The organism is Streptomyces monticola (assembly GCF_042665355.1).
Taxonomy (GTDB): domain Bacteria; phylum Actinomycetota; class Actinomycetes; order Streptomycetales; family Streptomycetaceae; genus Streptomyces; species Streptomyces monticola.
This window is the reverse complement of record NZ_JBHTCF010000005.1, coordinates 365648-391623: the sequence shown is the minus strand read 5'-3', so window position 1 is coordinate 391623 and position 25976 is coordinate 365648. Positions and strand designations below refer to the sequence as shown.

The 25976-nt window shown below is 71.4% G+C and carries 22 protein-coding genes and 2 tRNA genes; 4 read left to right on the top strand and 20 right to left on the bottom strand.

Annotated features, from left to right (window positions below; translation table 11 throughout):
• Positions 1-49: 49 nt before the first annotated feature.
• From ACFQVC_RS15355 to leuS, 9 genes are all read right to left on the bottom strand, one after another.
• Entirely contained in the window at positions 50-931 is an 882-nt protein-coding gene (locus ACFQVC_RS15355; RefSeq protein ID WP_381830937.1) for a YceI family protein, read from the bottom strand.
• A 161-nt stretch (positions 932-1092) separates the two neighbouring features.
• Entirely contained in the window at positions 1093-1944 is an 852-nt protein-coding gene (locus tag ACFQVC_RS15350; protein ID WP_381830936.1) for an arylamine N-acetyltransferase family protein, read from the bottom strand.
• A gap of 24 nt (positions 1945-1968) precedes the next feature.
• Positions 1969-3279, bottom strand: coding sequence for an MFS transporter (locus ACFQVC_RS15345; RefSeq protein WP_381830935.1), 1311 nt, complete (start codon positions 3277-3279; stop codon positions 1969-1971).
• Complete coding sequence (locus ACFQVC_RS15340; protein WP_381831065.1) at positions 3276-3905, bottom strand: winged helix-turn-helix domain-containing protein; 630 nt, start codon at positions 3903-3905, stop codon at positions 3276-3278. The genes ACFQVC_RS15345 and ACFQVC_RS15340 overlap by 4 nt, the downstream gene beginning before the upstream one ends.
• 247 nt (positions 3906-4152) lie before the next feature.
• Entirely contained in the window at positions 4153-6576 is a 2424-nt protein-coding gene (locus ACFQVC_RS15335) for a ComEC/Rec2 family competence protein (RefSeq protein WP_381831064.1), read from the bottom strand.
• 779 nt (positions 6577-7355) lie between these two features.
• A complete protein-coding gene (locus ACFQVC_RS15330) occupies positions 7356-8456 on the bottom strand; it encodes a ComEA family DNA-binding protein (protein ID WP_381830934.1) in 1101 nt (366 codons plus the stop codon).
• Positions 8457-8644: 188 nt separating this feature from the next.
• Positions 8645-9490, bottom strand: a complete 846-nt coding sequence (locus ACFQVC_RS15325; protein ID WP_381830933.1) for a DegV family protein — start codon at positions 9488-9490, stop codon at positions 8645-8647.
• 174 nt (positions 9491-9664) lie between these two features.
• Positions 9665-10486: a hypothetical protein gene (locus tag ACFQVC_RS15320; RefSeq protein ID WP_381830932.1), complete on the bottom strand. Its 822-nt coding sequence runs from the start codon at positions 10484-10486 to the stop codon at positions 9665-9667.
• Positions 10487-10637: 151 nt separating this feature from the next.
• Entirely contained in the window at positions 10638-13523 is a 2886-nt protein-coding gene (gene leuS / locus ACFQVC_RS15315; protein ID WP_381830931.1) for a leucine--tRNA ligase, read from the bottom strand.
• A gap of 614 nt (positions 13524-14137) precedes the next feature.
• Between leuS and ACFQVC_RS15310 the strand changes: the two genes are divergently transcribed.
• Together ACFQVC_RS15310 and ACFQVC_RS15305 are read left to right on the top strand one after the other, a co-directional pair.
• Positions 14138-15373, top strand: coding sequence for a cytochrome b/b6 domain-containing protein (locus ACFQVC_RS15310; RefSeq protein ID WP_381830930.1), 1236 nt, complete (start codon positions 14138-14140; stop codon positions 15371-15373).
• Positions 15370-16950 (top strand): NADH-ubiquinone oxidoreductase-F iron-sulfur binding region domain-containing protein, encoded by a 1581-nt coding sequence (locus ACFQVC_RS15305; RefSeq protein ID WP_381831063.1) that lies wholly within the window; start codon positions 15370-15372, stop codon positions 16948-16950. Before ACFQVC_RS15310 ends, ACFQVC_RS15305 begins: the two co-directional genes overlap by 4 nt.
• 66 nt (positions 16951-17016) lie before the next feature.
• On the opposite strand, the gene ACFQVC_RS15300 is transcribed toward ACFQVC_RS15305, so the two are convergent.
• Positions 17017-17089, bottom strand: a tRNA-Ala gene (locus tag ACFQVC_RS15300).
• Positions 17090-17215: 126 nt separating this feature from the next.
• On the opposite strand from ACFQVC_RS15300, the gene ACFQVC_RS15295 reads away from it, so the two are divergent.
• Positions 17216-18541: a glycosyltransferase 87 family protein gene (locus ACFQVC_RS15295; protein ID WP_381830929.1), complete on the top strand. Its 1326-nt coding sequence runs from the start codon at positions 17216-17218 to the stop codon at positions 18539-18541.
• On the opposite strand, the gene ACFQVC_RS15290 is transcribed toward ACFQVC_RS15295, so the two are convergent.
• The 3 genes from ACFQVC_RS15290 to ACFQVC_RS15280 all read right to left on the bottom strand — a co-directional run bounded on the left by ACFQVC_RS15290 (position 18520) and on the right by ACFQVC_RS15280 (position 20538).
• Positions 18520-18753, bottom strand: coding sequence for a hypothetical protein (locus ACFQVC_RS15290; protein WP_381830928.1), 234 nt, complete (start codon positions 18751-18753; stop codon positions 18520-18522). The two genes, ACFQVC_RS15295 and ACFQVC_RS15290, sit on opposite strands and share 22 nt — an antisense overlap.
• Positions 18754-18756: 3 nt before the next feature.
• Positions 18757-18993 (bottom strand): hypothetical protein, encoded by a 237-nt coding sequence (locus ACFQVC_RS15285; RefSeq protein ID WP_381831074.1) that lies wholly within the window; start codon positions 18991-18993, stop codon positions 18757-18759.
• An 87-nt stretch (positions 18994-19080) separates the two neighbouring features.
• The gene (locus tag ACFQVC_RS15280) at positions 19081-20538 is read right to left on the bottom strand and encodes an MFS transporter (RefSeq protein WP_381830927.1); all 1458 of its coding nucleotides are present in this window, start codon (positions 20536-20538) and stop codon (positions 19081-19083) included.
• 94 nt (positions 20539-20632) lie between these two features.
• Between ACFQVC_RS15280 and ACFQVC_RS15275 the strand changes: the two genes are divergently transcribed.
• A complete protein-coding gene (locus tag ACFQVC_RS15275; RefSeq protein ID WP_381830926.1) occupies positions 20633-21532 on the top strand; it encodes a helix-turn-helix transcriptional regulator in 900 nt (299 codons plus the stop codon).
• A 22-nt stretch (positions 21533-21554) separates the two neighbouring features.
• Here the strand turns inward: ACFQVC_RS15275 and ACFQVC_RS15270 are convergent.
• From ACFQVC_RS15270 to ACFQVC_RS15240, 7 genes are all read right to left on the bottom strand, one after another.
• Positions 21555-21627 (bottom strand) — tRNA-Ala (locus tag ACFQVC_RS15270).
• A gap of 95 nt (positions 21628-21722) precedes the next feature.
• Positions 21723-22391 carry a histidine phosphatase family protein gene (locus ACFQVC_RS15265; RefSeq protein WP_381830925.1) on the bottom strand — a complete coding sequence of 223 codons (669 nt, stop codon included), beginning with the start codon at positions 22389-22391 and terminating at the stop codon, positions 21723-21725.
• Complete coding sequence (gene rsfS, locus ACFQVC_RS15260; protein ID WP_381830924.1) at positions 22388-22831, bottom strand: ribosome silencing factor; 444 nt, start codon at positions 22829-22831, stop codon at positions 22388-22390. Before rsfS ends, ACFQVC_RS15265 begins: the two co-directional genes overlap by 4 nt.
• Positions 22832-22994: 163 nt before the next feature.
• Complete coding sequence (locus ACFQVC_RS15255) at positions 22995-24755, bottom strand: LCP family protein (RefSeq protein WP_381830923.1); 1761 nt, start codon at positions 24753-24755, stop codon at positions 22995-22997.
• Between the two features lie 16 nt (positions 24756-24771).
• Positions 24772-25398, bottom strand: coding sequence for a nicotinate-nucleotide adenylyltransferase (gene nadD / locus ACFQVC_RS15250; protein WP_381830922.1), 627 nt, complete (start codon positions 25396-25398; stop codon positions 24772-24774).
• A gap of 55 nt (positions 25399-25453) precedes the next feature.
• Positions 25454-25618 (bottom strand): hypothetical protein, encoded by a 165-nt coding sequence (locus ACFQVC_RS15245; protein WP_381830921.1) that lies wholly within the window; start codon positions 25616-25618, stop codon positions 25454-25456.
• Between the two features lie 126 nt (positions 25619-25744).
• Complete coding sequence (locus ACFQVC_RS15240) at positions 25745-25933, bottom strand: hypothetical protein (protein WP_381830920.1); 189 nt, start codon at positions 25931-25933, stop codon at positions 25745-25747.
• Positions 25934-25976 lie beyond the last annotated feature (43 nt).

Sequence of the window (25976 nt, the reverse complement as noted above, 5' to 3'; positions counted from 1 at the left end):
CGAGTGCGGGGCAGGGGCCAGAGGATCGGGGCGCGGGGTCGGCGTCGCTTCAGGTCTTGGGGACGATCTGGACGTCGAGGTCGATCCTGATGCTGGGGCCGACGACCGCGATGCCCCGGGCCAGCATCGTCTGCCAGCTGACCGTGAAGTCGTCGCGGTGCAGTTCGGTGGTGGCGCGGCAGGCGGCGCGCGTCTCGTTCTCCATGCCGCTGCCGAGGCCGAGGTACTCGGTGTCAAGGGTGACCGTGCGGGTCACGCCGTGCAGGGAGAGCGCCCCGGTGACGGCCCAGCGGCTGCCGCCGCGGTGGGTGAAGCGGTCGCTGTAGAACTCCAGCGTCGGATAGCGGCCGACGTCGAGGAAGTCGGCGGAGCGCAGATGGTCGTCGCGCATCTTCACCTTGGTGTCGATGGAGGCCGCGTCGATGACCACGTGCATCGCCGACTCCTCCATGCGCTCGGCTATGCGTACCGCCCCCGCGAAGGTGTCGAACCGTCCGTGGATACGGGCGAGTCCGATGTGCCGGGCGGTGAAGGCGATCGAGGAGTGCATCGGCTCCATCTCCCAGTCCCCCGGCTCGGGCAGCGCCGGCGGGCTTGCGACCTGCAGCGTCAGATCGCCGATGGCGGCGTGGCCGTGCTCGGCGACGGTGACACTGCCCCGGTAGGGCGTGTAGCCGTCCGCCGACACCGCGAGGCGGTACTCACCCGCGGGCACGGTGGCGACGAAGGAGCCGAACGGATCGGCCTCGCCGCCCACCACCCTGCGGCCTTGGGCGTCGGTGACGGTGAACTCCGCATGCCGCAAAGGCTCGTTGACGGGGTCGAGGACCCGGCAGCTCACCATGCCGCCACTGGGAGGTATGGGCAGACCCGGGGCTGGATGGGTGCCCTTGGCCCGGTTCGTACGGTTTCCCAGCCAGCGGCCGAACATGAAGACACCCCTGATGCTACGTATGACTTGAAATCTCCCCCGCCCCGGAGCCATTCGACCATCAGTGCGGCTTTCGGGGCAACACGGGGCGTATTGCGGGACGCATAGCGGGGCGTATTGCGGGGGCGTATTGCGGAGCGGTTTGGTGGTCGGCTGACGTTTCAGTCCGGCTGCCGGGAGAGGTCCGGCCGGTCCGGGAGGCGGTCGAGCATGATGCCGAAGTGCTGCTCGTACGCGGACAGGACGTCGGTTTCGGCGAGTTCGGCGGTGTCGCGCTCCGCGCCCACGGTCGTCGTCAGGGTGTTGCCGCTGAGCGTGATCCGGCCGTCGTCCGTGACCCGCGAGCACACCGGGGACCGGGTGAAGTGGGACTCGGGCGAGGTGCGGTGATACCAGGCACCGGCCTTGAACTCGGCCAACTCGCGCGGCCGTTGGTCGAGGAGATACTGCGGCTTTCCGTTCCTGAGGACGATCAGGTCGCCCTGCGGCGCCGCGTCGATACGGAACACGCCGCCGGGGTCGGTCTGTTCACCCGGGCCGTCCAGGTCCAGTGGGTAGTGGCTGTGCGCGCCGAAGCCCACATCGGCCAGCTTGGGGCCCTCTTCGGTCTCGACACGCAGCGCCAAGTGGTCGTACGGGATGCCGGGGCGGCCCTCGTCGTCGTACACCCGCGCCTGGAGCAGGGTCACCTCGTACCCGAGCCAACGCAGCAACGCCGCGAAGGCGCCGTTGAGTTCGTAGCAGAAGCCGCCGCGCCGGGCGTCCACGACCTTGGCGACGAGCGCCTTCTCCTCCAGCACGATGTCCTCGCCGAGGTGGATGGAGAGGTTCTCGAAGGGCACGGTGCGCAGATGCCCGAGGTGGAGCTCACGCAGGGCCCCGGCGGTGGGGTGCTGGGGGCGCGGGACGCCGATGCGGTGGAGATAGGCGCCCGCCCGGTCGGCAGAGGCGGGCGAGGCTGTGGTGGACCTGTCGGTCCCGTGGGCGGTTGCTTCGGTGCTGCTGGTGTCCATGGGACCAGTGTCCCTATTACGTCCTCAACTGCGCTGCGATGTCGCCTCCTTCGGCCCCACGGCTCCTTCGGCCGGCCGCTTCGGCGGGAGCTCTTCGATCACGGGCAGAGTGCGCATACGGATGACGGGGGATCCGATCAGCCAGAGCAGGCTCAGCACGGCTCCCACCGTGCCGATCCACAGGCTGGGGCGCAGGCCTATCGCCGTGCCCAGCGCCCCGGCCGCGAGCGCTCCGAGAGGGCGGAAGCCGTGGGTGAGCATGCGGTACGCGCCGAGTACGCGCGAGCGCAGCGCGGCGGGCACCAGGGCCAGCTGCAGCGAACCCGCCGATATGTCGGCCAGCATGACTCCGCAGCAGCTGAGGAACTCCGCGGCGAAGAGCGTGGCGACCACCAGCGGCCGCGGCCCGTCGGCGAGCGGCACGAGCATCAGCGGCAGGGTGAATCCGGCGAACCCCACGGCGGCCGCCGGCCCGACACCGATCCGGCGCACGACCGCGCCACTGCCTATCGCCCCTATCAGCCCACCCACCGCGGCCCCGCTGAGGATCGCTCCCAGCAGCCCCGGGCTCAGGCCGAGTTCCTGGGTGGCGTACAGCACGAACAACGTGCCGAACACGAAGTTGAAGAACTGCACCGTGGCCGATGCGCCGAACATCGCCCGCAGGGACGGATCCTTGAGCACCCACCGCATTCCCGCCGTGAAGTGCCCTTTCTCGCGCTCTGCGGGCGGTGGTTCGACGGGGCTGATACGTGCGAGCCGCTCGGCCGAGACGAGATAGGTGACCGCGTCGGCCAGCAGCGCCAAGGGGGCGGTCAGCACCTGCACGAGCAGCCCGCCGACGCCTGGGCCGGCGAGGCCAGCCATCGAGCGGCTGCCGTTGACCAGCGAGTTCCCCTGAACATAGCGCTCTGTCCGCAACAGCGAGGCGAGCAGCGTGACATTGCAGACGTCGAAGAGCACGGTCATCGCGCCCACGGCGAACGCCACCGCGTAGAGCTGGCCGAAGGTGAGGGACCCGAAGGCGTACGCGACCGGCAGCGAGAACAGCAGCGCGGCGCGGGCGAGATCAGCTGCGATCATCACGTGTCTGCGCCGCGCCCGGCGGTCCGCCCACGCGCCCGCGGGAAGGCTGAGCAACAGCGCGGGGAGCAGCTCGGCGGTCTTCAGCAGGCTCATCTCGGCGGCGTCGGCGCCCAGGACGACGACGGCCGCGAGCGGGATCGCCATCAGAGAGATCTGGTCGCCCATGAGGGAGACGGCCTGGGCGGTCCAGTAGCGACGGAAGGACTGGCCCAGCAAGAGGCCGGGCACCTTGCGCCGCAGCGGGTTCATGAGGCCCCCTCCGGCCGGTCCCCCGCCCCCTGCGAGCCCTCCGGCTCCTCCGCACCCCGCGCGCTCTCCGGCTGGTCCGCACCCCGCGCGCTCTCCGGCTGGTCCGGCACCGTGAAGGCGATACGCAGCAGCTCCACGAGGCGCGCGCCGTCGGGACGCAGGGACGGATCGGCGCCCCGGGCCTCGAAAGGCTGGATCAACTCCCAGATCTTCTGCCGCAGCCCAGTCAGCTCCCCTGCCGTGAGATACAGCTGGCTGTCGCCGAACTCCTGCGCCTCCTGCCACTCCTTGGGCAGTTCGCGCCGGGTCTCGATGGCACGGGTGATGCGGTCGAAGTACAGCTCCGCCACCGCCGTGGTCAGTGCCGTCGAGGCGTCCGCCACCGCCGGGTCGTCCGACTGGTTCGGCCAACTCGTGTACGCGGCAAGGGCCCGCCATGGCTTCTCCCGCCCCTGCCCGCCGCCCGCCTGCTCGACCAGTCCGTACTTGGAGAGCATCCGCAGGTGGTACGAGCAGCTGGCGACGGATTCACCAGTCAGCTCGGCCGCCCGGGTGGCGGTGAACGGCCCCTCCCGGCGCAGCAGACCGACGAGACGCATACGCGTGGGGTGCGCGTAGGCACGCAGGGCACGAGGGTCGGTGAGACGCGTTTCGCGCGGGAAGTCCTGAGAGCCGCCTGACCCCTCTGCGGCCTTCGAGGCCTCTTGGCTCTCTTGGCCCTTGGGGCTCTTCAAAGCCTTGAGGCTCTTGGGGTTCCTGGGGTTCCCGGAAGGCTGAGGGGCCGTCCCGTGCTTTCCGTTCTTCCTGTCCACCACGCTTCTAAAGGTATCTTTAGAAAGAGTTCTATACAACGGTTCCTTTAGCAAGAAACCTTTACCTGCCATCCGACCTCCCCGGGCCTGGGCCTGAGCCTGGGCCTGACTGCACGGCACGCAGCTCGGCACCGGCCCCCGCCACGGCCACCGCGCCGTGACGGTCCGAGCGCAGGACGGCCGCCCCCTGCGAGCGAAGTGCCGCGAGCGTGCTGGGAGCCGGATGCCCGTACGGGTTGTCCGTGCCGCAGGAGATCAGCGCGAGCCTCGGGCGTATCCGGCGCAGCAGATCCGGGTGCTGGTACGCCGATCCGTGGTGGGCGACCTTGAGCACGTCCACCGGCGGAAGTGCGGGGAACGTCCGCAGCAGCGCCTCCTGCGCGGGCGGCTCCAGGTCGCCCGGCAGCAACAGGGTCAGCCCCGCCGCGCGCACCAGCAGGGTGACGCTGGCGTCGTTGGGCCCCTCCGGCGCGGGGACCCGGGCGCCGGGCGGCCACAGGACCCGCCAGCGGACCGGCCCCGCCCGCCGCCACTCCCCCGCGACGGCTCGGGCCGTCGGCACTCCGCGGGCCGATGCCTCATGACGCACGAACTCGGCCTGCTCCGGCGGCTCTTCGAGGCCCGTCGTCTGGATCAGCCCGACCTCGCGGCCACGCAGCACCCCGGGCAGCCCTGCCACGTGGTCGGCGTGGAAGTGGGTGAGCAGCAGAAGCGGGATACGCGTGACGCCCAGGGAGCGCAGACAGCGGTCGACGAGCGCCGGGTCGGGGCCCGCGTCGACCACCACCGCCGAGCCCGCGCCCGCCGCGAGGACGGAGGCGTCCCCCTGGCCGACGTCGCACATCACGAACCGCCAGCCGGGGGGCGGCCAGCCGGTGATCACCCGGGTCAGCGGGGCGGGACGGACCACGGCGAGCAGCAGAAGCAGGGCACAGGCCGCCACAGCCGCGGGGTGGCGCAGAAATCTCGCCCCGGGCAGACGGAGCAGCCTGCCGCCGAACAGCAGCACCGCAGCGGTGACCACCGCGAGCAGCAGCCCACCACGCCAGCCACCCGGCCAGTCCAGGCCCGCTCCCGGCAGAGCGGCACCGGCGCGAGCGACATCGGCGATCCACCCCGCGGGCCAACCGGCGCACCAGGCGAGCCCTTTGGCGACAGGCGTGGCAAACGGTGCCGCCGCCAGCGCGGCGAAACCGAGTACGGTCGCGGGCGCCACCGCCAGTTCGGCCAGCAGATTGCACGGCACCGCCACGAGGCTGACGCGGGAGGCGAGCACCACCACGACGGGCGCACAGACAGCCTGCGCCGCCAGGGCCGCGGCCAGCGCTTCGGCAAGCCTCGGCGGAACCCGTCTGCCGCGCAGCGCCGCACTCCACCGGGGCGCGAGGGTGAGCAGCGCGCCGGTGGCGAGTACGGACAGCACGAAGCCGTAACTGCGCGCCAGCCAGGGGTCGTACAGCACCAGGAGCAACACGGCCGCGGCCAGTGCCGGGATCAGGGAACGGCGCCGGCCCGTGCCGATGGCGAGCAGGGCGATCAGCCCGCAGGCGGCGGCACGCACCACACTCGGGTCGGGTCTGCACACGACGACGAAAGCGAGGGTGAGGGCGCCGCCCAGCAGTGCGGTGCCCCTGAGGGAGATGCCGAGGCGGGGCGCGAGGCCGCCGCGCTCGACGCGCATCGCGGTCCCCGGCGGGCCGATGAGCAGCACGAGGACGATCGTGAGGTTGCTGCCCGACACCGCCAGCAGATGCGTGAGGTCGGTGGCCCGGAACGCGTCGTGCAGTTCCGCAGGCACGCGCGTGGTGTCCCCGACGACCAGGCCGGGCAGCAGCGCGCGGGCGTCCGGCGCCAGGCCGTCGGTTGCTCTGCGCAGCCCGGCGCGCAGCGTCCCGGCGGTGCGCTGCAGCGAGTTGGGCCCTCTGATCACCTCGGGCGGACCGTCGCCCGGCACCCGCAGCACGGCCGCGATCCGGTCACCGCCACGCATCGGAGGCGCGAGCCGCGCGTGCACCCTCAGCCGGGTCGAGGGAAGCAGCGTGCGCCACTGGGGGCCGGAGCCGTCGTGTCCCGGGGCGGCTCGGCGGGCCTCGGCGCCTGTCCGGGTGGCGACTCCGTCCCCGGGCTCGGGCTCGGTACCGCTCTGGGTCCGGGGCTCGGTGCCGGTCCTGGTCCCGGGCTCGGTACCGGTCCTGGTCCCGGCCTCAGCCGAGGTCCCGGGACCGGGCCCGGTACGAGGTTCGCGGGTGAGGACGAGAACCGGCGTGCGGGTCTTGGTGACCAGACCGGCGGAAGTGGTGACGCGGACGGCCTCGGCCTCGAGGACCGTTCCCGGCGGCGTCGTCCGGTCTCCTCTGACTGTCGTCCGGATCGGCCTGGGGTCCGAGGTAACCTCCAACTCGACCGTGGCGCGGGCGTATTGAGCTGCGAGACCGGGCAGCGGGCCGCGGTACAGATCCGCGGTGTGCAGCGCGGCAGAGGCCATCGCCGCGGCGACACAGAGCAGGGTGGCGGCGGCAGCCACCCGCCCCGGCCGCAGAGCTGTCCGTCCCGCGCGGGCAGCGGAGATCGGCACCGGACGGGCAGCGGAGGCCTGCCCCTGACGGGAGGCCGGGGCCGGACCCGGACGGGAAGCGGGAGCCCGACCGGGACGGGAGGCCGAAGCCCGACCCGAACCGGAAGCGGAAGCGGGAGCCCGACCCGAACCGGAAGCCGAAGCCCGACCCGAACGGGAAGCCGAAGCCCGACCCGAACCGGAAGCCGAAGCCCGACCCGGGAAACCGGAGACCCGCCCCGGAGAGGGTGCAGGGTGGCCACTCGAAGGGAGCCCGAGGTCACCGCCCAGAGTGGGCCCAGGGTCGCCGCCCGGACGGGATACAGGGCCACCACCCAAACCTGGCTCAGGGCCACCACCCAAGCCAGGCCCAGGGCCACCCCCCAGAGAGGATTGAGGGCCCCTCCCCGGAGTAGACGGCCGCCCCGATTCCCGCGTCGCTCGCCGAACGCGCAGCGCCTCCGCCCCAAGGAGCGTCACCGCCGTCAGGACGCAGACCGCCGCCACGATGACCGACCACGAGCCGCGGGCTCCCAAGGCGCAGGCCGCCGCCGCCCAGGCGGCCAGGGCGGGTGGGACGAGGCGAAGGTCGGCCGGGCCTTCCTGCCGGGGGTTCGAAGCTCCGAGGGTGCTGTCCGACGCCGCGTGAACTGCCGGGCGCGCCACAGGGGGTGTGATGGATCGCCTCAGGGCGTGCCTCATGGGTCGCCTCATGGACGTACGGCGTTCTTCAGGTCCGCGAAGCGTCGGTCACCGATGCCGTTGACCTCCCGCAGCTCATCGATGGAGCGGAAGCCCCCGTGCTCGTTGCGGTAGTCGAGGATGTGCTGGGCCAGCACGGGGCCGACCCCGGGGAGCGTGTCCAGTTGGTCGGCGGTGGCGGCGTTGAGGCTGACCGGAGCGCCCGCGGCACCCGGAGCACCTGGAACAGCAGAAGTGCCCGGAGCCGTACCCGAGGGGGAAGTCGCCGGGGGCGGTGGCGCGGCTCCCAAGGGCGCCCCCACGATCACCTGTTCACCGTCGATCAGCACACGGGCGCGGTTGAGCCCACTCGTATCCGCACCGCGCCGCACGCCGCCGGCGGCCCGCAGCGCGTCGGCGACCCGTGAGCCGGCCGGCAGCCGGTGGACACCCGGCCTGCGCACCTTGCCGCTGATGTCCACGACGACCCGGTCACCCGAAGCGCCGCTGTCCGCCGAGCCACCCGCCCCACCGGGTCCGGGCGTCATGGCCTGCCGTCCGGGTGAGGGTGCCGGCTCCGCCGCGGCCTCGCGCACCACATCCGGCGCACGCACCGACTGCGGCTGTCCGGCCCAGAAGTGCTGCACCGCGAAGCCGACCGCGACGGCCAGGACCACGCCGAGTGCGACCAGGCTCCTGCGCTCGAGGCCACACCTCAACTGCAGCCACAGCGGGAGGCGTTCGCGCACGGCGAGACGCATTCGCCGGCGCCGTGCGCCATCGCCTCCCGCCACCTGGTCCGGGCTCAGCGGCGGCTCCCGCCCCTCTCCCGCGGGCCCTCCCGCAGGCGGTGCGCCCGGTGCGTCCACAGCACCCGCATGTCCCGGCGCGGGTGCCAAGGACGGCACGCGCCGCTGCGCCTCCGGAGGCGCGGGCGGTTCGAAGAGAGTCTGGGCGCGCAGCCGGACGCGCTCGGCCGAGGCGCGCCTGTGCCGCACCCGCCCGCGATCGCGGACCGGGCGGTGTCGGACACGGCCGTCCGAAGCGGGACCGCGCCCGGGTCCGCTGGTGACGGCAGAGGCGGAAGGACGCCGAAGAGGTGCAGAGTGCCGAAGAGGTCGAAGAGTCATGCCCGTGACGCTAGGCAGCTCCGCGCACCCCTGCTGATCATGGTCAATTCCCGTGGATTACCGCGGAGTTGTGGATAACTCCGTCACCCACACGAGGCACACCCGAAGCACGAGTCGCGCCCCAGACCACCAGGCGCCCCCAGGGCAAGCCCATCAGACAAGTGGAGGCCGCACCCACGCGTCCCCACCTACCGCGGCGACACCACCGCACCGAGAAGACCGGGCCCGGTGTGTGCCCCGATCACCGCGCCCACCTCGCTGACGTGCAATTCGGCGAGGCCCGGCACCCGCTCCCGCAGCCGGTCCGCAAGCGCCGTCGCACGGTCCTGCGCGGCCAGGTGGTGCACCGCGATATCGACCGGGCTCGTGCCGGCCCGCTCGGCCACGATCTCCTCGAGCCTGGCGATCGCCTTCGAAGCCGTACGCACCTTCTCCAGCAATTCGATCCGCCCGCCATCCAGTTCGAGCAGCGGTTTCACCGCGAGAGCCGAGCCGAGCAGCGCCTGCGCGGCCCCGATCCGCCCTCCGCGGCGCAGATAGTCGAGGGTGTCGACGTAGAAAAACGCGGCCGTGGACGCGGCACGCTTCTCGGCGGCCGCCACCGCCTCGTCCACGGTGCCGCCCCCGTCGGCGGTCTCCGCTGCGGCCAGCGCGCAGAAGCCGAGGGCCATCGCGACCATGCCGGTGTCGACCACACGCACCGGGACAGGGGCTTCCTTCGCCGCCAGGACCGCCGCGTCGTATGTCCCGGAGAACTCCGCCGACAGATGCAGCGAGACGATTCCCGCAGCCCCCGCGTCCGCGACCTTGCGATAGGTCTCGGCGAACACTTGAGGGCTCGGCCTCGACGTGGTCACCGGGCGCCGTTTCTGCAGGGCCAGAGCCAGCGAGCGCGCCGAGATCTCGGTGCCCTCCTCGAGCGCCTGGTCTCCCAGGACCACGGTCAGCGGCACCGCCGTGATGTCGTGCCGTTCCATCGCACGCTGCGGCAGATAGGCCGTGGAATCCGTGACGATCGCGACATGGCGGGACATGAGCTGGAGGTTACCTTCCGTGGCCCGGAGGCGGCAGCCCGGGCCCTCTCGCACAGAGCGGTTTCAACGCCCCCGATGGCGCGGTCCGCACTCCGCCGCACCTTGTGTCGCGTACCCCCGCGTGCTGCGCCGATGCCCCACCCGGGCCTCGTTCCCCGCCGACCCGAGTTGGGATCAGGTCGTGCTCTCCGGCTTGGCGCTCTTCTGCCACGGATAGGTGACCGGGCGCCCCTGCTCGATCGCCTGGGGTCCGGCTTCCTCACCGGACTTCCGGTCGCCCTTCTCGCCGGGCTTCTCGTCCGCCTTCGGGTCGGGCCAGGTCTGCTCCGGCGGCACCCTCGGCCCGTCCACCAGGGTCGGTTCGGGCCACGAAGGCGCGGTGGGCCCGGTGGCCCCGGGCGTCGCCGGAGTCTGGGCGGCGCGGGACTCCGCTCCCTGCCCTCCCGGCTCTTCCGTCATCCAGTGGCGCAGCGCTCCGGACTCCACGTCGATCTGCCGCCCCAGCTCCGACAGGTCGTCGTCGGCGAAATTGCGGGCGCGGTCGTGCGCGGCCCAGCGCAGCGAGTCGGCCGCCGTGGTGATCTGTTCCGTGCGCTCCTTGATCTCGGGCAGCCGCTGGGCGAGCCGCACCTTGTCCGGATCGCGCTCCAGACGCTTCAGCTCGGCGTCCAGCTCAAGGCCGTGTGCGCTCAGCCGCTCGAAGAGCCGCAGGGACTCCTGGAGCGACGCGTCGTGCACGGCTCCCGCGCCCAGAGCTTCCTGGGTGGCCCTCATCGTCGTACGCAACTTCAGGCGCAGCTGGGCGAGTTCGCCCGCGGCTCCCGGCTGGGCGAACGTCCGCGCCTTGAGCGTGGTGTCCTCCACGGTGCGGCGGGTCTGCTCGATGGTGCGGTCGACACCGCGCGCGGCAGTCTTGACGATCTTGATCGTGACGAACACCCCCAGCACCATGAACAGCACAACGAGCAGCGCCACTGCGGCGATCACTGCTTCCACGGGGTGCTCCTTCGGAAGGCCGGCCTTGAGGGGGACGGTCCGGGTGGTCGGGATCCGGGTGGTCGGGTGTCTCTTCCACGGTAAACGCACACGGGCAGGCCGAGGGTTCCTTCGAACCCCCAACCTGCCCGTAAGGGACAACCCGGAAAGGTCAGGCCGGGACGATGTTCACCAGCTTCGGCGCCCGCACGATGACCTTGCGGATACCGGCGCCGTCCAGGGCCGCCACGACCTTCTCGTCGCCCAGAGCCACCTTCTCCAGCTCCTCGTCCGAGATCGACGGGGAGACCTCCAGGCGCGCCTTGACCTTGCCCTTGATCTGCACGACGCAGGTCACGGTCTCGTCGACGACGTACGCCGGGTCGGCGACCGGGAAGTCCTCGTGCACCACGGACGAGTCGCTGCCCAGCTTGCGCCACAGCTCCTCGCCGACGTGCGGGGCGAGCGGCGCGATCAGCAGCACCAGGCTCTCGGCGACGGAGCGCGGCAGCGGGCCTCCGGCCTTGGTCAGGTGGTTGTTCAGCTCGGTGATCTTGGCGATGGCGGTGTTGAACCGCATGCCCTCCAGGTCCTGGCGGACCCCGTCGATCGCCTTGTGCAGGGCACGCAGGGTGTCCTCGTCGGGCTCGGCGTCCACCACGGTGACCGCGCCGGTGGCCTCGTCGACGACGTTGCGCCACAGTCGCTGCAGCAGCCGGAACTGGCCCACCACCGCGCGCGTGTCCCACGGCCGGGAGACGTCCAGGGGGCCCATCGCCATCTCGTACAGGCGCAGGGTGTCCGCGCCGTACTCGGCGCACATCTCGTCCGGAGTGACGGCGTTCTTCAGGGACTTGCCCATCTTGCCCAGCTCGCGCTTGACCAGCTCGTCCCCGAAGAAGTACTTGCCGTCCCGCTCCTCGACCTCGGCGGCCGGCACCGGGAAGCCGCGGCTGTCGCGGTAGACGTACGCCTGGATCATGCCCTGGTTGAACAGCTTGTGGAACGGCTCGGCCGAGGAGATGTGCCCCAGGTCGAACAGCACCTTGGACCAGAAGCGCGCGTACAGCAGGTGCAGTACGGCGTGCTCGGCGCCGCCCACGTACAGGTCGACACCTCCGGTGGGCTGGCCCTCACGGGGCCCCATCCAATAGCGCTCAATTTCGGGGTCGACCAGCTTCTCGCTGTTGCGCGGGTCCAGGTAGCGCAGCTCGTACCAGCACGAACCGGCCCAGTTGGGCATGGTGTTGGTCTCGCGGCGGTACGTCTTGACGCCGTCGCCCAGGTCCAGCTGGACGTTGACCCACTCCTCGTTGCGCGAGAGCGGCGTCTCGGGCGAGGTGTTCGCGTCGTCCGGGTCGAAGGTGCGCGGCGAGTAGTCCTCGACCTCGGGCAGCTCCAGGGGCAGCATCGACTCGGGCAGCGCGTGGGCGACGCCGTCCTCGTCGTAGACGATCGGGAAGGGCTCGCCCCAGTAGCGCTGGCGGCTGAACAGCCAGTCGCGCAGCCGGAAGTTGACGGTGCCTTCGCCGATGCCACGGCCGGCCAGCCATTCGGTGATCTTCGCCTTGGCCTCGACGACCCCCAGGCCGTCCAGGGAGATCTCCGCTCCCGTGGAGTTGACGATCTTCGCGTCGTACGAGGCGAACGCGTCGTCCCAGGTGGAGGGGTCGGTTCCACGGTCGTCGGAGGGATCGACCACACAGCGCATCGGCAGCTCGAAGGCGCGCGCGAAGGCGAAGTCACGGGCGTCGTGCGCCGGGACGGCCATGATCGCGCCGGTGCCGTATCCCATCAGCACGTAGTCGGCGATGAAGACCGGGACCTGCTCGCCGCTGACCGGGTTGGTGGCGTACGCGCCGGTGAAGACGCCGGTCTTGTCCTTGGCCTCGGCCTGGCGCTCGACGTCGGACTTCGAGGCGGCCTGCTTGCGGTACGCGGCGACCGCGTCGGCCGGGGTCGGGTGACCGCCGGTCCACACGTCGTGCGTGCCCTCGGGCCAGGCGGCCGGAGCGATCTTCTCGACCAGCGGGTGCTCGGGCGCCAGCACCATGTAGGTCGCGCCGAACAGGGTGTCCTGGCGGGTGGTGAAGACGGTGATCGCGTCGCCGTCGGCGCCGACCGGGAAGTCGACGCGGGCACCCTCCGAGCGGCCGATCCAGTTGCGCTGCTGCAGCTTGATGGCCTCGGGCCAGTCCAGCGCGTCCAGGTCGTCGATCAGACGGTCCGCGTAGGCCGTGATGCGCATGTTCCACTGGCGCAGCTTGGCCTTGAACACCGGGAAGTTGCCGCGCTCGGAGCGGCCGTCGGCGGTGACCTCTTCGTTGGCCAGGACGGTGCCCAGACCCGGGCACCAGTTGACGGGCGCGTCGGAGGCGTACGCCAGGCGGTAGCCGCCCAGGACCTCGGCCCGCTCCACGGAGCTCAGTTCGTTCCACGCGCGCGTGGTGCCGTTTTCGTCGGCGGGAACAGCGCGCTCACCGCTCTCGAACTGGGCGACCAGGTCGGCGATCGGGCGGGCCTTGTCGGCCTCGTCGTCATACCAGGAGTTGAAGATCTGCAGGAAGATCCACTGGGTCCACTTGTGGTATTCCGGGTCGATCGTCGCGAAGGACCGGCGGCCGTCGTGGCCCAGGCCGAGACGGCGCAGCTGGGTCTTCATGTTGGCGATGTTGGCCTCGGTGGAGACCCGCGGGTGGGTGCCCGTCTGTACCGCGTACTGCTCGGCGGGCAGGCCGAACGCGTCGAATCCCAGGGTGTGCAGGACGTTGTGCCCGGTCATCCGCTGGAAGCGGGCGAACACGTCGGTGGCGATATAGCCCAGCGGGTGGCCTACGTGCAGCCCCGCACCCGAGGGATACGGGAACATGTCCATGATGAACTTCTTGGGTCGGGCGACGACCGCCGGGTCACCGGCCATGTCCCCGCTGGGGTTCGGCGCCTCGTACGTGCCGTTCGCGTCCCAGAAGTCCTGCCAGCGTGCCTCGATATCGGCGGCCATGGCGGCCGTGTAGCGGTGCGGCGCTGCCACCTCGGCAGCAGAATTCGTCTCGCTCATGATCCTTAAGGCTCCATCGATCGTCTCTGCCAGCGGTTTCGGCTGCGACGTACAGCCGAAATGAAAAATCCCCTCGCACAGGAGGGGACGCCGCGCCGATTCCGACCACGAATCTTCAGTGGTCGGGACTGATCAGCGCGGCTCGCTAAGCAGAAGGCGTACGGCACGCATGGCGTCAGGGTACCGCAGGGCCCGTGGGCGCCGCATCGAGCTTCCGGCGGACCCCCACCGTCCCCTTGCGCAGTGCGGCACGCGCGCGTAGCGGCGGCCGTGTGCGGCACGCGCCGCGTGGCGACGGTCGCGTGCGGCCCACCTCGGGGAAACGCGCGATCCACGTGACCCACCCCAGACACCCTCAGGGGTTACTCGGCGTACCGGCGTCTATCGGGGCAACACCACAGGCACATCGCTACTTGATAACAACGCAATAACTCAAACCTCGTACTGGCCGGTATGGGGCCACTTAGCATGCGGCACCGGGACGCGCTTTGCCGAACCATTCGGAGTGACCCCCCATGAACCCTCAGCCCCCTCGCCCCAACCCCCGGAATCCGCACCAACGAACCGTCTCCTTACCCGAGTTGAGCCGCACCGCCCGCGGGGCCTTATCCACCGTGGCACTGCTCCTGATACCCCTGACCGTCCTCGTGGCCGGCGACGGATTCCGCGCCGCGCTCGACTTCACCACCGGTGTCCTCTCCCTGGTGGCACTGACCTGCTCGGTCGTCTGGGGCCTGGTCGCCTCCGACCGGCTCTTCCTCACCACCCGCCAGCGCCTGCTCGCCCAGGCCGTGCACCGCGCCACCGCGGTCGCCTCGATCGGGTTCCTGCTCCTGCACGGCACCGTCAAGCTGGTGCTCGACCATGTGTCGCTGCTCGGCGCACTGGTGCCGTTCTCGCTGGGGGTGAGCGGCACCGACGGCCTGATCGGCTTCGGCTCCCTTGCGGGGCTCCTCATGGTGGCGACCGGCGTCACCGGCGCCCTGCGCAGCGCCTTCGCCTCCCCCGCCCGCGTCGCCGCGCGGTGGCGGGCCCTGCACATGCTGGCCTATCCGGCCTGGTGCGCGGCGCTCGTGCACGGCCTGTACTCCGGCCGCGAGCCCAGGCCCTGGGTCGTGGCGCTGTACTGCCTGTGCCTGACCGCCGTGACCGGGGCCATCGCGCTGCGCGCCGCACCACTGACCGTCAAGCGCAAGGTCGCCCGCCGCGTCTTCGCGCTCCTTGACCCGGCCCGGCAACGCGGCCCCGCCCACAGAAGCGCCCCTCTGCCGGGCATGGGCAGCGCCCCTCTTCCCGGTATGGGCAGCGCGGTGAGCCCCGAACACGGGCTTCCCCGACTCCCGCCCCACGAGCACCGGTTCACGCCTCCCACACCCCCGCTGTACGAGGCCGCGCCGCATCCCGCCGTGGACTCGCCACCCCCGCCGCCCGGCACGGACATGGCGGCCGCCTACCGCGCACTGAACGCGGAGCCCGGTCCCGGTCACGGCGCCCGCACCGGCCTGGAGCCCACAGAGGTCCTGCCCACCGTCGACGCCCCGGTGCCACAGCCGCGGCAGGCACCCACGACCCGATGGCCATCGCCCTCCCCGCCCCCGCCCGCAGAGGCCTCCCGGCCCGCCCCGCCCACGTACACGCCCTACCCGTACGACCCGTACGACACCGGTGGCATCCCGGCCCAGGACGCCCAGAACGCCCAGAACACCGAGCACACCGAGCACACCGAGCACACCCGGGACAGCGGACCCGGAGCGCGCCGGGCGGGCGCTGAAGGGCCCTTCAGCGCCCCCACCGCCGGGGAGCCCTGGGAGCCATGGAGCACATCGAGCTTCCCGGGAGGCCGCCGTTGAACGCGCCCCTGCCCGACGTTCCCGAAGTGCGCGTCGTCGGCCTCCCTCAGCTCACCGCCGGCTTCGACCTCGTCGAGCGTCTCGATCTGGCGATGCACCTCAAGGTGCACGGACCGCTCGAACCCGTGGGCGGCGAGCGGCTCGCGGCACTCTCCGACGAGGTGGTCCTGCGCGGCCGCGGCGGCGCAGGATTCCCCTTCGCCAGGAAGCTGCGGGCCGTCGCCCAAGCGGCCATCGGGCGCGGTGTACGCCCCGTCGTGGTCGTCAACGGCAGCGAGGACGAACCCGCCTGCCGCAAGGACACCGTCCTGATCAACCGGGCCCCGCACCTCGTCCTCGACGGCGCCCTGCTCGCCGCCGAGGCGCTGGGCGCCCGCACTCTCGTCATCGGCGTCACACGCGACTCCACCGAGGCGTCGATGACCGCCGCCCTCTCCGAAAGAGGGCTCTCCAACAGGCGGACTTCGGCACTACGCGCGCGTGTGCAGCGCAATCCGCACCGCATGGTCACCGGTGAGGCCTCGGCCCTGGTGCGCTCGGCCGACGGCGGCCCCGCGCTCCCGCCGGGGCGCCGGGTGCGCGCCTCGGATTCAGGGGTCGGCGGCGCACCCACCCTGCTGTCCAACGCCGAGACCTTCGCGCAGCTCGCGGTCGCGGCCAGGATCGGTCCGGCCCGCTATCGCAACACCGGCCTGCACGACGAGCCGGGCACCGTCCTGCTCACTCTCTCCGGGGCCGTCGCCCGACCCATGGTCATCGAGGTGCCCACCGGGGTGCCGCTGCGCTACGTCCTGCAGTTGGCCGGTGCACCCCCGCTCCCCCAAGGTGTGCTGACCGGCGGATACCACGGCAGTTGGCTCGGGGCGACGGCCGCGCACGAGGCCATCGTGTCCCGTACCGCCCTGGAAGCGCTCGGCGGTGCGCTCGGTGCCGGTGCCGTCCTGCCGATCGGCCCGGAGACCTGCCCGCTCGGCGAGGCGCTGCGGGTCGCGCAATGGCTGGCCGGCGAGAGCTCGGGGCAGTGCGGCCCGTGCCGGCTCGGTCTGCCCGCCGCGGCCGGAGGGCTCGCCGATCTGCTGGGCGGCGGCGGCCCGACGGCGCTCGAGGCGCTGCGTGAGGTCACCAGCGCGGTACGGGGCCGGGGCGCGTGCAAACACCCCGACGGCACGGCACAGTTCCTGTCCTCCACGCTCTCCGCGTTCGCGGACGATCTCGCCGCGCACGTCCTGAGCGGCGGCTGCGGGCGCGAGACCAGGGGCGTGCTGCCGCTGCCCGCGCCGGGACGGCGGGACCCCGGGGTGCCGAGCGGCGAGCGGCTCGCCGTGGACTGGACGCTCTGCGAGGGGCACGGTCTGTGTGCGGATGTGGTGCCCGAGCTGATCCGGCTCGGCCCCGACGGTTTCCCCTCCGTCGCGGACGCTCCCGTTCCGCTGCCTCTGCGGGGGCGGGCCCAGCGTGCCGTGCGCCGATGTCCCGCGCTCGCGCTCCGGCTCGAACGCGCACCGTCCGAAGGTCAGAGGCGCCCCGCGCTCCCCGGCACCCCTGGCCGCAAGGCCCTTGACAGCGGCCGGAGTTGAGCACCGCACCACACAAAGAGAGCGGGTCGTCCGAATCGGACGACCCGCTCTCTTAAGAAGCTGCTGTGGAGCTAAGGAGAATCGAACTCCTGACCTCTTGCATGCCATGCAAGCGCTCTACCAACTGAGCTATAGCCCCTTGCGGTGTACCGCCCGGGTCTTCCCCGCGGCGACGTCGACAACATTACACGGTCTCCCCGCCCCTCCACCAAATCGTTTGTCCGCCCCACTGGCACGGACGCCCCACCCGGTACTGTCAGCTCGCGTGACCACAGTGGGAGGGGCCGCCACGACGGCCGAGAAGGACCGGGGCGGCGCCGGTGCGGGAACCGACCGGCGCTCCCTGGCCGTGGCCCTGCTCGTGTGCCTGGCGTCGTTCACGGCGTTCTGGATCGCCCAGCGTCTCGCCGGGGTCACCCTGCTCGACGTGATGGTCTACCGCGCCGAGGGCTGGACCGTACGCAATGGCGGCGATCTGTACGCGATGCAGGCCACCGTCTCGCAACTGCCGACGACGTACCCGCCGTTCGCCGCCCTGTTGTTCACCCCGCTGACGCTGCTCGGCGTACCGGAGATGCGCACCTTCGCGACCGGCTTCAACCTGCTGCTCGTCGTCGGGGTCGTGTACCTGTGCCTGCGCCTGGTCGGTGTCGAGCGGCGGCCGCGGCGCCTGACGCTCGCCCTGTGGGCGGCGGCGCTCCTTGTGTGGTGCGAGCCGGTGTGGACGACGCTGCGGTACGGCCAGATCAACCTGCTGCTCGCCCTGCTCGTGCTGTGGGATCTGACCCGCCGCGCGGACAACCGCTGGGCCGGCATCGGCATCGGCATCGCGGCCGCGATCAAGCTGACACCCGCGCTCTTCGCCGTGATGCTGGCGCTCGCGGGCATCGTGCAGGCGGTGCGCCTGGCCCGCGCGGGCCTGCGGTGGTGGAATCCGTGGCTGCGCCAGGCCGCCGTCGCCACCGGCACGTTCCTCCTGGCCTCGGTGGCGTCCTGGGTCGTCCTGCCCTATGACTCGAAGCGGTTCTGGACCGAGATGGTCTTCTCCGCGAGCCGCCCGGGACAGGCCGAGGACACCGCCAACCAGTCGTTGCGCGGCGTCCTGGCGCGGCTCCTTCACACCCCCGATCCGGGTGTCTCCTACGCGGCCGTGGCGGGCCTGGTGGCGGTCGCCGGGCTCTCCGTCGCTGTGATCTCGCTGCTACGCGCGCGTGCCGCATGGGCGGTCACCTCGTGCGCGGTGACCGCACTCCTCATCAGTCCGATCTCCTGGTCGCACCACTGGGTGTGGGTGCTGCCGGTCCTGATCCTGCTCGCCGCGGAGGTGCACCGCACGGGCAGCCGTCGGCTGCGGGCGGCCACGATCGGCGCCGCCGTGCTGTTCTTCTCGTTCTGCCTGTGGTGGGTTCCGCACGCCGGTACGAGCACCACGGACCGCCCCGAACTCGACCAGAACGCCTGGGAGTTCCTGCTCTCGGCGGGCTACTCCCTGGCCGGCCTCGCCTTCCTGGCCCTGGCGGCGCAGCGCCTGCGCAGGCCGTCGGAGCCACCGGAGCCGTCGGAGCGGGCTCAGGCCGTCGCGAACGAGTAGAAGCGCTTGAGCGTGCAGTGCTCGTCCAGGAGCCGGCCGTAGATCGGCTCGCCCTCGAGTTCGCGGTACGTCTCGATGGGGTCGCCCTTTATGATCAGCGCCCGCGCGCACTCCTCGCACCAGTACTGGTAGTCGGAGTTGACCGGCTCCATGTCGCGGACGATGGGCGTACCACTGCCGCACCAGTCGCACTTCCTCCTGTGTGCACCCATCGATCAGCTCCAGCTGTGGCCGCAGGCCGTGCACACGTAGGAGATTCCGCCGTTGTCGCCGAGTACCTGGGCGACGTGGGGGGAACCACAGGACGGGCAGTTGAGGAAGTAGGTGGGGCCCTCGGGGCAGGCGCACGGGGGGCAGGTGAAGCGGAGCGCGTACTCCGGCAGCCAGTCGTAGCCTTGTGCCTCGGCCACGTCGAGCAGGTCGTTGACCTCCTCGAGGATGCTCGCAGGCATCGCGCTTCTCCCTCCCATCGGGCGCCCTTCGCCGGTTGTCCAGCCCCCTTCCGGCCCGCCCGATTCTGCCATGGCCAGCCAAATGGGTCAGCGACGCGCGCGTACCAGTCCGGACACGGCACCGAGCACTGCCGCCCAGGCGAGGGCCAGGGCGCACACCAGGAGAGCGTCGGCGGAAGCCTGCGCCCCCGCTGTCGCGTTCGCGCCCTCAAGGCGGTTGAGGAACAGCGTGCCGAACGTCGCGACGCCGACGAGCTGACCGAGCTGTGTGACGGTGGCGAGCAGCCCGCTGGCATCGGCCGCGTCCTCCTGTCGTACGGCCGCCAGCGCGCCGGTGAGGGACGGGCTGAAGCCGAGCGACAGCCCCACCCCCACGCCCGCGAACGCCACATACAGCCAGGGCCCACCCGAGCCGCCGTCCCGCAGCAGGATCCCCACCGCCGCACTGGAAACCGCCGCTATGGCGAACCCTCCCGGAATCAGCGCCCCTTGGAGCCGCCCGGGCCAGCGGCGCCAGGTCAGCCCGACCGCGCCGAACACCACCGCGGTGGGCCCGAAGGTGAGCCCGGTGCGCAGCGCGCTGTGCCCGAGCCCGTTCTGGAAGTGCAGGGTCAACGTGAACAAGAAGCCCGCGTTGACGGCCATCACCAGGAGGATGCGGACGATCGCACGGCCCATGCCGGGGATACGCAGCACTCTGGGCGCGATCAGCGGTGCGCCGCCACGGGCCGCGAGCCTGGCCTCGTACGCCGCAAAGCCCGCGAACAGCAGGCCACTTGAGGCCAGCGAGAGCCAGGACCACACGGGCCAGTCCTGCTCCTGGCCGAGCACGAGCGGCACCGTGAACAGCGAGACGGCGGCGGCGAGCAGCACCAGGCCCGGTAGGTCGAGGCCACGAGCGCGTGCCGGCGGGCCGTCGTCACGATCGTCGCGCGGCAGCACGCGCGCGCCGAGGACGAGCAGGGCGGCGCCGATCGGCACGTTCACCAAGAACACCGGCCGCCAACTCGCCCCGAACAGATCGGCGCTGACCAGGACACCGCCCACCACCTGTCCGGCGGCGGCACCGGTGGCCAGGACCGCGGAGTAGGCGCCGAGTGCGCGCACGCGGGCCTCGCCCGTGTAGTTCCGCTGGATGAGGCTGAGCACCTGCGGGATCATCACCGCCGCGCCCGCGCCCTGGGCGAGCCGGAAGCCGATCAGCTGGCCGGTGCCCTGGCTGAGCCCGCAGGCGAGGGAGGCGGCCGTGAAGAGCGCGAGCCCGGCGAGCATCACCCGGCGGTGCCCGATGCGCTCCCCGAGCCGCGCCCCGGTGATCAGGAGGACGGCGTACGCGATCGTGTAGCCGGCCACCACGAGCTGCAACCCGGCGCCGGACGCGGCGAGTTCGGTGCGGATGGTGGGCGCCGCGACATTGACGATGAAGACATCGAGCAGGGCCATGAACTGGGCGGTGAGCACGACCGCGAGCAGTCGCCCCGGAGGCGCGGCGCCACGGTTGTCAGCGCCACCGGCTTTACTTGGCGGTGCGGTGGTTGTCGTCATGGCACCGAGCGTGCCGAGTGGTGCCGAAGCATCCCGAGAGCCCGTCGATACGGGTACTGACAGCACCTGGCAACAGCACCGGACCGGTTCGACCATGGGGGATGTGACGATCGTGACAGCAGAGCCGACGACCGCGGCGGCCGCGGGCGGCGGCAAGAGCCGCAGACCCGAGCTCGCCGCGTTCCTGCGCAGTCGCAGGGCGCGGGTGACACCCGAGGACGTGGGCATGCCTCCGGGGCTGCGCCGCCGCACCCCCGGCCTGCGCCGCGAGGAGGTCGCCCAGCTCTCCGGCGTCGGCGTGACCTGGTACACATGGCTGGAGCAGGGCCGCCCCATCAACGCCTCGGCGCAGGTCCTGGACGCGGTGGCACGCACCCTGCGCCTGGACCGCCCCGAGCGCGAGCATCTGTACCACCTGGCCGAGGTGCCCTGCGTCCCTGACGCCGCGTCCCTGGCCGATGCCGTCGAGGTCGGCCCGGAGATCCAGGGCATCATCGACGCCCTCGACCCGCACCCGGCGGTGGTCTACAACTCGCGGTACGACATCCTCGCCACCAACCCCGCCTACCGCGACCTGTTCTTCGTGCCGCCGATGACGGAGCTGGGGGTGCCCAATGTGCTGTGGACCCTGTTCGTCGTCCCCGAGCCGCAGTGCCCGCTCGTCTTCAGGGAGACGGAACTCCCGGCGATGGTGGCCCAGCTGCGCGGTGCGTACGGACGCCATGTCGGCGAGCCCGCCTGGGAGTCGTACATCCGCAGGCTCTCGGCGGCCAGCCCCTACTTCGCGAAGCTGTGGGAGAGCGGTGACGTGATTCCGCCCGGCCCGCGCGTGAAGACGTTCAGGCACCGCGCGGTGGGCGAGATATGCATGACGTCGGTGTCCCTGTCGGTCAACGGCATGCCGGAGTGCCGGATCGTGGCCTACACACCGAGCGACGACGAGAGCCGGGCCCGCACCGAGGCCCTGCGGGCAAAGCGAAATCCCGCCCCCTGATGGGGACGGGATTTGGTGACTGTGGAGCTAAGGAGAATCGAACTCCTGACCTCTTGCATGCCATGCAAGCGCTCTACCAACTGAGCTATAGCCCCTTGTGTTCTTCCCGCTCGGCGGGCGAACAAGAAGAACTTTAGCCTGCGACCTGCCGGAAAGTGAAATCCGGTCCCCAGGCCATCGGCGGGCGGGCTCAGTCGTCGTCGCCGAGCACCGGCTCGGGCAGTGTGCCCGCGTTGTGCTCAAGGAGCCGCCAGCCGCGGGCGCCCTCGCCGAGGACGGACCAGCAGCAGTTGGAGAGGCCGCCGAGCCCCTCCCAGTGGTGCGACTCCAGGCCGAGGAGACGGCCGATGGTCGTGCGGATGGTGCCGCCGTGGCTGACCACGACGAGGGTGCCGCCCTCGGGCACCTTGTCCGCGTGCCGCAGGACGACGGGCGCGGCCCGGTCGGCGACCTCGGTCTCCAGCTCACCGCCGCCCCTGCGCACCGGCTCGCCGCGCTTCCACGCCGCGTACTGCTCGCCGTACTGCGCGATGATCTCGTCGTGCGTGAGGCCCTGCCACTTGCCCGCGTAGGTCTCCCGCAGGCCCTCTTCATGCGTGATGTCGAGGCCGGTGAGGGCCGCCAGCTCGGCGGCCGTGGCGGCGGCGCGCTTGAGGTCGGATGCGACGATCGCGTCCGGCTTCAGGGAGGCGAGCAGACGGGCGGAGCGGCGGGCCTGGGCCACACCCTCCTCGGTCAGCTCGATGTCCGTGGTGCCCTGGAAGCGGCGCTCCAGGTTCCAGGAGGTCTGGCCGTGCCGCCACAGAATGAGGCGGCGGCCGCGGACGCCGCCCGCGTTCGAGAAGGGCTGCGAGGTCATCGCAGGTCCCCGGCAGGCTCGTCGGCCTCCGCCGCCTCCTGCTCGGCGTGCTCGGCGCCCTTGCCGCGGGTGGCCTTGGCGTCGGCCGGCAGGTCGAGCTCGGGGCAGTCCTTCCACAGGCGCTCGAGGGCGTAGAAGACGCGCTCCTCGCTGTGCTGGACGTGCACCACGATGTCCACGTAGTCCAGGAGGACCCAGCGGGCCTCGCGGTCGCCCTCACGGCGCACGGGCTTGGCGCCGAGCTCCTTGCTGAGGCGCTCCTCGATCTCGTCCACGATCGCCTTGACCTGGCGGTCATTGGGCGCGGAGGCGAGAAGGAAGGCGTCCGTGATGGCAAGGACGTCGCTTACGTCGTAACTGATGATGTCGTGCGCGAGCTTGTCGGCTGCCGCCTGCGCGGCAACGTTGATGAGCTCGATGGAGCGGTCCGTCGCGGTCACTACGAGGGCTTTCTTTAGGCGGTCAGTACCCCTCAAGGGTCTCACGGACCGCCGACAGCACCCCAAACGATTACTCGGACCCCTGGAGCACATACGCGGAACCCGGGCGCACGCGCGTGTGCACCCGGGTTCCCCCGGCGTTCCGCAGCCCCGGCGAGGGCCGTCAGCCGGCTCGGTAGTCGGAGCCCAGGACGACCCCGATGTCCGCGTTCGCCGTGACCTTGCCCTTCTTGACGGCACCGGCGGGCAGCCCGAGGGTCTTGGCGACCTCGGCGGCCTCGGCCTTCTTGTCCGCCTCGGCGTAGGTGACCTGCGAGGCGGTCCCTCCGGACGCGCTGCCCTGGACCACGGTGTAGCCGCCGTTGACCAGGTCGACGCGGGCGTTCTGCACGGACTTCGCGTCCCCGGAGACGTTGATCCGGATCGCGTCGCCCTGGTCGGGGTTCTTGACCTTGCCGCCGAGCACGTCCTTGACCACGCTGTCGGTGGCCCGGTCCGTGAGCGTGCCGTCCTGCTGCAGGGGAAGGACCGACGTCTTGTAGTCGCCGTTCTTGGCGTGCTCGGCCAGCTTGGCGAGCGAGGCCCCCAGGTCGTTCTCCTTGAGAGACGGGTCCAGGATCTGGGCGAGGGTCTTGACCGTGGTGGTGGCGGCCTGCGGGTCGCTGGACAGTTTCCGCAGCACGCCCTGCATGACCGCGCCGAAGCGCTGCAGCTGCGCCGTCTCGGACTCACCCGGCGCCCTGTAGGTGGCGTACGCGACGGCCATGGGACCGCTCAGCGTCTGCTGCTCGCCCTTCTTGACGAGCGGCGCCTCGCCCTTCTTCTTCGCCTCGGGGTCGGGGACGTCGGTGTTGGTGCTGACTTCGATGTTGCCGACGAGTTCGACGAGGTTGTTCAGATAGGGGGTGTCGAGGCGCCAGGTGCCCTCGATGCTGGTGCCGAGGAGCGAGTCGATGGCCTCGCGGGTGCCGCCCGCGCCGTCCTCGTCGACGGACTTGCCCAGAGTGGTGGCGGCGCCGTCCTCGTCGGTCACGGACAGGGAGTTGGGCAGCAGCACGGTGGCGCCCTGCTCGGTGGTGGTGTTGTCGACGAGCAGCGCCGTGGATGTGCCGCGCTTCTTGGTGTTGTGCAGGTGCAGCACGATGACGTCGCGCTTCTGCGGTCCGCTCGCCGCCGGATCGTCCCCTTCCGCACCGGAGATGCCGGGCAGCTTGCCCTCGTACCAGAGGTAGCCGACGCCGCCGACGAGGGCGAGCGCGAGGACCACGATCAGGGCGACCACGCGGTTGCGGCCACGTCGCTTGGCCTCCTCGCGGCGCTCGGTGCGGGACTCCGTGAACTTCAGCCAGTCGATGACGTCTTCGGAGTCCTCGTCGGGCTCCTCGATGAATTCGAACTGCTCGGTGCGGTAGTCGCGGTCCTCATGCGCGGGCTGCGGGGGCTCCGGGCGCCGCTGCCGGGGCTCGGGCCGCTGCTGCTGCGGCACCCAGGCGGTCTGTTCGTCGACGCGCGGCTGCTGCCCGGTGCCGGCCGCCTGACCGTAAGGGTCGTAGGGGTCGTACGAGGGCTCCTGGCCGGCGGGCCCGCCGTACTGCTGTCCGTAGTCCTGGCCCTGGCCCGGCGACTGCTGTCCGTGGTCCTGAGCGGGCGGCTGCCGGCCGTAGTCCTGGACCGGCGGCTGCTGGCCGGTGCCGGACGCGGCGGCGTACGGGTCGTAGCCGTACCCCTGGGGCTGCTGGGGGACCTGCTGCTGCGAGGCGTAGGGGTCGTAGCCCTGGGCCTGCTGGGGCTGCTGGGCCTGCTGGGCCTGCTGGGGCTGCTGCGGCGCGACCTGCTGGTACACCGGCTGCCCGTACTCGTCGTAGCCGACGATCTCGTACTGGCCGGCGTACGGGTCGTAAGGGTCGTACTGTCGGTCGTTCACCGGTGCCCCTCTCGGCTCACTCGCCGCGGTACAGCTCGCGCTTGTCGATGTAACGCACCACGCCGTCCGGCACCAGATACCAGACAGGGTCCCCCTTGGCGACCCTCGCCCGGCAGTCCGTCGAGGAGATCGCGAGGGCCGGGACCTCGACCAGCGAGACCCCGCCCTCCGGCAGCCCCGGGTCCGTCAGGGTGTGCCCTGGCCGGGTACAGCCGATGAAGTGCGCGAGGGAGAACAGTTCCTCCGTGTCCCGCCAGGTGAGGATCTGGCCGAGGGCGTCGGCCCCGGTGATGAAGAACAGATCCGTATCGGGGTTGAGCGCGCTCAGATCACGCAGGGTGTCGGTGGTGTACGTCGCTCCACCGCGGTCGATGTCGATGCGGCTGACCGAGAACTGCGGGTTCTCCGCGGTCGCGATGACCGTCATGAGATAGCGGTCCTCGGCCGGGGAGACGCTTTTGTGGCTCTTCTGCCAGGGCTGCCCGGTCGGCACGAACACCACCTCGTCCAGGTGGAACTGGGCGGCCACCTCACTGGCGGCCACCAGGTGTCCGTGGTGGATCGGGTCAAACGTTCCGCCCATGACGCCGAGGCGGCGCTTGCCCGTAAGCGACGGGCCGGTAGGCATGTCCTGCTCTCCCATGCGTGCAGACCCTACCGGCCCAGGGCGACCGGCCCCGTCGGCGGCGGGGTCGGGCTCAGCGGTCGCGGTTGAACCGCGTGGTGATCCACAGCAGCAGGAGCAGCGCGAGGAGCGCGCCGCCACCGGTGATGTAGGGACTGATGCTCGCGTGCTCGTCTACGTGCTCGCCGCCCTCGGAAGCGAGGGAGACCAGCTGGGCTGCGGTGCTGTGGAGGCTCATCGTCGGCAGGACCTATCCGGGTGGGAGCGGGCTTGAGACTTCTGGCACATCGTAAGCGGGCGGCCTGCGCGGGCTCACGCCGACTCAGGCATCCGCGTCGACTCGGGCATCGGCGCCCCCGTCGGCTCAGGCATCCGCGTCGTCGTCCGCGTCCTTGCCGTAGCCGCGCAGGAGGAACCAGGCGAGCAGGGCCGCGCCCAGGAGGGAGACGACCAGGACGACGCGGATCACATTGCCGGGGCCCTGCTCCTTCGCTGCGAGCCCGATGTGCTCGGCATGCTCGGCGGCGAGCAGGACGGCGCTGCGGTAGTCCATGGCGCGTACTCCTTCGGTGTGCTGCCCGCCCACGGTAGCCCGC

What these genes read in the sequence shown, in the direction of transcription:
- ACFQVC_RS15265 (WP_381830925.1), bottom strand. Translation starts at nt 22,391, where the DNA reads ATGACCTCGCAGCCCTTCTCGAACGCGGGCGGCGTCCGCGGCCGCCGC.
- leuS (WP_381830931.1), bottom strand. Translation starts at nt 13,523, where the DNA reads ATGAGCGAGACGAATTCTGCTGCCGAGGTGGCAGCGCCGCACCGCTAC.
- ACFQVC_RS15330 (WP_381830934.1), bottom strand. Translation starts at nt 8,456, where the DNA reads ATGACTCTTCGACCTCTTCGGCACTCTGCACCTCTTCGGCGTCCTTCC.
- ACFQVC_RS15345 (WP_381830935.1), bottom strand. Translation starts at nt 3,279, where the DNA reads ATGAACCCGCTGCGGCGCAAGGTGCCCGGCCTCTTGCTGGGCCAGTCC.
- ACFQVC_RS15325 (WP_381830933.1), bottom strand. Translation starts at nt 9,490, where the DNA reads ATGTCCCGCCATGTCGCGATCGTCACGGATTCCACGGCCTATCTGCCG.
- ACFQVC_RS15245 (WP_381830921.1), bottom strand. Translation starts at nt 25,618, where the DNA reads ATGAGCCTCCACAGCACCGCAGCCCAGCTGGTCTCCCTCGCTTCCGAG.
- ACFQVC_RS15275 (WP_381830926.1), top strand. Translation starts at nt 20,633, where the DNA reads ATGGGGGATGTGACGATCGTGACAGCAGAGCCGACGACCGCGGCGGCC.
- ACFQVC_RS15335 (WP_381831064.1), bottom strand. Translation starts at nt 6,576, where the DNA reads ATGGCCTCTGCCGCGCTGCACACCGCGGATCTGTACCGCGGCCCGCTG.
- ACFQVC_RS15355 (WP_381830937.1), bottom strand. Translation starts at nt 931, where the DNA reads ATGTTCGGCCGCTGGCTGGGAAACCGTACGAACCGGGCCAAGGGCACC.
- ACFQVC_RS15240 (WP_381830920.1), bottom strand. Translation starts at nt 25,933, where the DNA reads ATGGACTACCGCAGCGCCGTCCTGCTCGCCGCCGAGCATGCCGAGCAC.
- ACFQVC_RS15285 (WP_381831074.1), bottom strand. Translation starts at nt 18,993, where the DNA reads ATGCCTGCGAGCATCCTCGAGGAGGTCAACGACCTGCTCGACGTGGCC.
- ACFQVC_RS15350 (WP_381830936.1), bottom strand. Translation starts at nt 1,944, where the DNA reads ATGGACACCAGCAGCACCGAAGCAACCGCCCACGGGACCGACAGGTCC.
- ACFQVC_RS15290 (WP_381830928.1), bottom strand. Translation starts at nt 18,753, where the DNA reads ATGGGTGCACACAGGAGGAAGTGCGACTGGTGCGGCAGTGGTACGCCC.
- nadD (WP_381830922.1), bottom strand. Translation starts at nt 25,398, where the DNA reads ATGGGAGAGCAGGACATGCCTACCGGCCCGTCGCTTACGGGCAAGCGC.
- ACFQVC_RS15280 (WP_381830927.1), bottom strand. Translation starts at nt 20,538, where the DNA reads ATGACGACAACCACCGCACCGCCAAGTAAAGCCGGTGGCGCTGACAAC.